General features: G+C 73.2%; 3 protein-coding genes and 1 pseudogene. All 4 read left to right on the top strand.

The features are described 5' to 3' along the window. On the top strand, window positions 1-950 hold a 950-nt coding region (locus U9980_RS21890; RefSeq protein WP_322769644.1), incomplete at its 5' end, for a DUF5691 domain-containing protein. 62 nt (window positions 951-1,012) lie between these two features. After that, entirely contained in the window at window positions 1,013-2,260 is a 1,248-nt protein-coding gene (locus U9980_RS21895; protein ID WP_322769645.1) for an AAA family ATPase, read from the top strand. Further along, entirely contained in the window at window positions 2,257-4,794 is a 2,538-nt protein-coding gene (locus U9980_RS21900) for a DUF5682 family protein (RefSeq protein ID WP_322769646.1), read from the top strand. The genes U9980_RS21895 and U9980_RS21900 overlap by 4 nt, the downstream gene beginning before the upstream one ends. Then, window positions 4,787-5,084 (top strand): annotated as a pseudogene (locus U9980_RS21905) (hypothetical protein); the annotation flags it as partial. The gene U9980_RS21900 and the pseudogene U9980_RS21905, both read left to right, overlap by 8 nt.

Consider the following 5,084-nt stretch of genomic DNA (forward strand, 5'->3'; position numbering starts at 1 on the left):
GTCTCGGGCCGTGGGACGAGGAGCTGCTGGAAGCAGCCCTCGACGACCGACGCGCCGACGTGCGCGCGGCCGCCGTCGGTGTGCTGCTCATGCTGCCCGACACCCGATTCGAGGCACGCGCCGCCGCCCGCACCGCGGAAACCATCGTGGTAAGCCGTCGCAAGCTTCGCATCCGGCCACCGACGCTGTGCACGCAGGAGATGACCCGCGACGGCATCAGCATCACGGACGGACAGGCACGCCAACCGCGCGACAGCATCTCGGACGTGTATGCGAGGCTGCTGGCCGCGGAGCTGAACCGCGTCGACCCCCGGCTGTGGACCGAACGCACCGGCCTGCCCCCAGAGCGGTTCCTGAACGCCAAGGTCGTCTGGGATCCGACCGCGGCCCCTGCCTCGATCAGTATTCCTGAATGCCTGATCCAGCCGGTCATTCGACACCGCAACGCTGAGTGGGCACTCGCACTGATCCCCCGGGTCGGCCCGAACCACCAGGCGATGCTGATCGACTGCCTAGCCGAACCCGACCGCACCCGGGCGCTCAACGTGGCGCTCAACGTGGCGCCCAACGTGGCGCCCAAGAGCGTCTGGTCCCGATCCGGTCGCCCCGACCGCGCTGGCAACCCCGGCCGGGAGCGCTCCATGACGATTCTCGCCGCTGTCAGCGGCCGGTGGTCCGCCGAGTTCACCCGGGCCGCAGGCTCGACGCTGGCCGCGCTGTTCACCGAGCCGATCGACGACCCCGGCGCGGGTGCACGGGCGCAGGCGTGGGAACGGGCGCTGTTGACCGGCGTCGCCCACCGCCTGCATCCGGACGTGGGCCTCCCCGACCTGGACCCGGCGACCATACGGACCGAGATGTTCGCCGACCACCAGCGGCTGGTCGCCACGATCAGCGACCGACGAACCCGCCGCGACACCATCCTGTCCCGGTCGGGACATCCCAGCTGAGGCCGGCGACCGCTTCGTCATCCCGTCCTGGTACACCGTTCGCCCCGCAGAAAGGTTCTGTCATGACCACGTCGACAGCAACAACCGCCACCGCCACCCACGGCGGCGCCACCCACGGCGGCGCCACCCACGGCGGCGCCACCCACGGCGGCGCTACCCACGGCGGCGCTACCCACGGCGGCGCGCCGGTCGCGGATGATGCGGCTGGTTCCAGCCCCCAGCTGCTGCGCCCGCACGCCGAGCGGGCCTTCGCCGCCGAACTGGCCGCACTCGCCGCCACCGACAACCGGCCCCGGCCGCCGTCCTGGAAACTGTCCCCCTGGGCCGTCGTCACATACGTACTCGGCGGCACCCTCGGCGACGGCACCGTCATCACCCCGAAGTACATCGGTGCCCGGCGGCTCGTCGAGGTCGCCGTCGCCACCCTCGCCACCGACCGGGCGCTGCTGCTCCTAGGCAGTCCGGGCACGGCGAAGTCATGGCTGTCGGAACATCTCGCCGCCGCGGTATGTGGCGACTCCACCCTGGTCGTCCAGGGCACCGCGGGCACGTCCGAGGACACGGTCCGCTATGGCTGGAACTACGCCCGGCTCATCGCCGAGGGACCATCTCCGGAGGCGCTGGTGCCCTCCCCGGTGATGCGCGCGATGACCCGCGGCGCCATCGTCCGGGTGGAGGAACTCACCCGGATGGGCGCCGAGGTCCAGGACGCGCTCATCACCGTGCTCTCGGAGAAGACCCTTCCCGTCGCGGAGCTCGCCGACGAGGTGCAGGCCGTCGCCGGATTCAACGTGATCGCCACCGCCAACGACCGTGACCGCGGAGTCAACGAGATGTCATCGGCGCTGCGGCGCCGGTTCAACACCGTCGTCCTCCCACTGCCGGCGACCGAGGACGCCGAGGTCGAGATCGTCACCCGCCGCGTCGCCGACCTCGGCCGCGCCCTGGACCTGCCCGCCGAACCACCAGCCGACGTCGAGGTCCGGCGCGTCGTGCGGATATTCCGGGAGCTGCGCGCGGGGGTCACCGTCGACGGCCGCACGACGCTGAAGACGCCGACCTCGACGCTGTCCACCGCCGAGGCGATCAGCGTGATCACCGGCGGGATGACGCTGGCCACCCACTTCGGCGACGGCAGGCTGTCCGCCGAGGATGTCGCCGCCGTACTCATCGGAGCCGTCGTCAAGGACCCGTCGACCGACCCGGTGGCCTGGCGGGAGTATCTCGAGGGCGTCGTCCGCGGCCGCCGCGGCTGGTCGGACCTGTACCGGGCCTGCCGCGACCTCGATGCGGACACGTTCGCCGGATGAGCGTCACCGTCCTGGGCATACGCCATCACGGGCCGGGCTCCGCGCGGGCTGTCGCCGCGGCTCTCGCTGAGATCAACCCCGACCTCATCCTCGTCGAAGGTCCCGCCGAGGGGGACGGCGCGCTGGCGTACACCGGTTCACTGACCCCGCCGGTGGCGCTGACCGTCTACGCCGTCGACGAACCCCGCGATGCCGCGTTCTGGCCGCTCGCCGAGTTCTCCCCGGAGTGGCAGGCGTTGCGGCACGGCGCCGCCGCCGGCATCCCGGTCCGGTTCATCGATCTGCCGTTCGGGAACACCCTGACGCTGCTCCGCCAGCAGCGGGCCGCAACGCTCACCGAGCCCCGACAGGCTGACAACCCGGCCGAGATCCACAGTGAAAGGCCGGCGGAGGGCGCCAATCCGGACGCGGTCGGCTCGGACCCGGTCGATCCGGACCCGTCGACCGCTGACGGGGACGCGGAGCCCGTCCCCGCCGCGCCGCTCATCGACGACCCGCTCGGCTGGCTGGCGCTGGCCGCCGGGCACGACGACCCGGAGCGCTTCTGGGAGGACCTCGTCGAGCACCGCCGCGTCGACCCCGACAGACCTGGCGGACCCGGCGGCAGGAGCGAGGCCCTCGCCCTGTTCGCCGCGGTCGCCGAGGCGATGACTCAGCTGCGTGCCGGCCACGGCGACCCCGCCGCGGCGGCCGGTGGGAGCATCCTCGGCGCCGGGCCAGCCGCCCAACCCTCCGCCGAGACCGCCCGGCAGCGCCGGGAACAGATGCGTGAGGCGCACATGCGTCTGGAGATCCGTAAGGCCGGCAACGGCGCGGACGCCGCCGCCCGCATCGCGGTGATCTGCGGGGCGTGGCACGTCCCGGCGCTGACCGGGACGGCTGGAGCGACCTCAGTGACCGCCGACCGGGAACTGCTGCGTAGCCCCCGACCTGTGCGCACGGCGACCACCTGGGTGCCGTGGACACACGCCCTGCTCGCCACCGCGTCCGGCTACGGCGCGGGCATCACCTCACCCGGCTGGTACCAGCACCTGTGGTCCGCGCCGGACCAGGTGACGGCCCGCTGGGTGGCCCGGGTGGCATCTCTGCTGCGCGCAGCCGACCTGCCGGCGTCCCCCGCGTCCGTGGTCGAAACCGTCCGTCTCGCCGAAACCCTCGCGGCTGTGCGTGACCGCTCCCTGCCCGGACTGACCGAGCTCACCGACGCCGTGCTCGCCGGGCTGTGCGCCGGTGACCCGGTGCCGCTCGAGGTCGTCCGCGAACAGCTCGTCGTCGGCGATGTACTCGGCGCGGTCGGCGCCGATGCGCCTGCCGTACCGCTGGCCGCCGACCTTGCCCGGACCCAGCGCCGGCTCCGGCTGCAGCCCACCGCTGCCGATCGCGCCATCCGGCTGGACCTGCGCAAGGACACCGACCGCGAACGCAGCCGGCTTCTGCACCGGTTGCGGCTGCTCGACGTGCCGTGGGGGACCCCGGTGGTCACGGCCAGCACCGGCACCTTCGCCGAGGCGTGGACGCTGCGCTGGGATCCGGCATACGCCGTCGCGGTGATCGCCGCCGCCCGTCACGGCGCGACCGTCGCCGACGCGGCCGCCTCGGTCGTCACCGAACAGGCCCGCGGCGCCGCCGACCTGCCGACTATCACCGGCATGCTCGAACAGGTCGTGCTCGCCGGCCTGCCCGACGCCCTGGCGGCGGTCACCGCGGGGCTCGAACGCCGCGCCGCCGGCACCGGCGACATCGCCCATCTGATGGCGGCGCTGGCACCGCTGGCCCACGTCCACCGCTACGGCGACGTGCGCGCCACCGACACCACCCTGGTCACCACGCTGGCCGAAAGCCTGATGGTACGGATCTGCGCAGGGCTGCCCCCGGCCTGTCAGAGCCTCGACGACGACGCGGCGAGAACCGTGGCCGCCGCCGTGGACACCGCCGACACCGCGTTCCGGCTGATCGCCGACCCCGAGCACGTCAGCCACTGGCACACCGCGGTTCGCGCCGTCGCCGACGCCTATGGCGGGAACAGTCTGGTCACCGGCAGATGCGCGGGGATCCTGTCGGACGCGGGCGAGATCGACCCGGCGGACGTCGCGGTCCGCCTCGCTCGGGCGTTGTCCGCGGCCGGCGGCGCTCCGGCCGACGCCGCCCAGTGGCTGGCGGGCTTCCTCGGCGCCTCCGGATCGGTGCTGGCCCGCAACCCGGGGCTGCTCGGTCTCATCGACGCATGGCTGAGCTCGCTTGACGGCACTGCCTTCACCGTCGTCCTCGCGCCGCTGCGGCGGGTGTTCGCCGCCTTCAGCATCCCGGAACGGCGCATGATCGCCGAACGGGTACGGGCGGTGTCGCCCCGCCCCGGCGCGGACGGCACCGGGCTCGTCGGTCCGGGCATGGTCCCCGGGCAGAACGCGGCCGGTATCACCGGGCCGGCGGGCGATCCGGCCGCCTGGGATTTCGACCGGGTCACGCGTGTCCTGCCCACCATCACCGCGCTACTGGGTCTTCCCGGCGTAGGAGGGAGTCCCGAACATGGCTGACGTTCCTTCGGTGGACAGCACTCCCGTCCCGCGCAGCGCTTCTGTCCCGCGCAGCGCTGTTCCGGCGGAGACCGACACCGACACTGGCACCGATACCGGCACCGGCACCGGCACCGACACCGACACCGACGGCACGGCCGGGATGGAGGAGTCCGAGCGGCTGCGGCGCTGGCGGATGGTGCTGGGCGCGCCGGCTGCCATGGCATTCGTCGGGGCAGGCACCCTGTCGAAGGCTGACGCGGCCATCGACGCTGCGCTCGGCGCCCTCTATGACGCGGACAATGCGGGCG

This window comes from Protofrankia sp. Cr1 (assembly GCF_963555865.1).
In the GTDB taxonomy this organism is placed as follows: Bacteria; Actinomycetota; Actinomycetes; order Frankiales; family Frankiaceae; genus Protofrankia.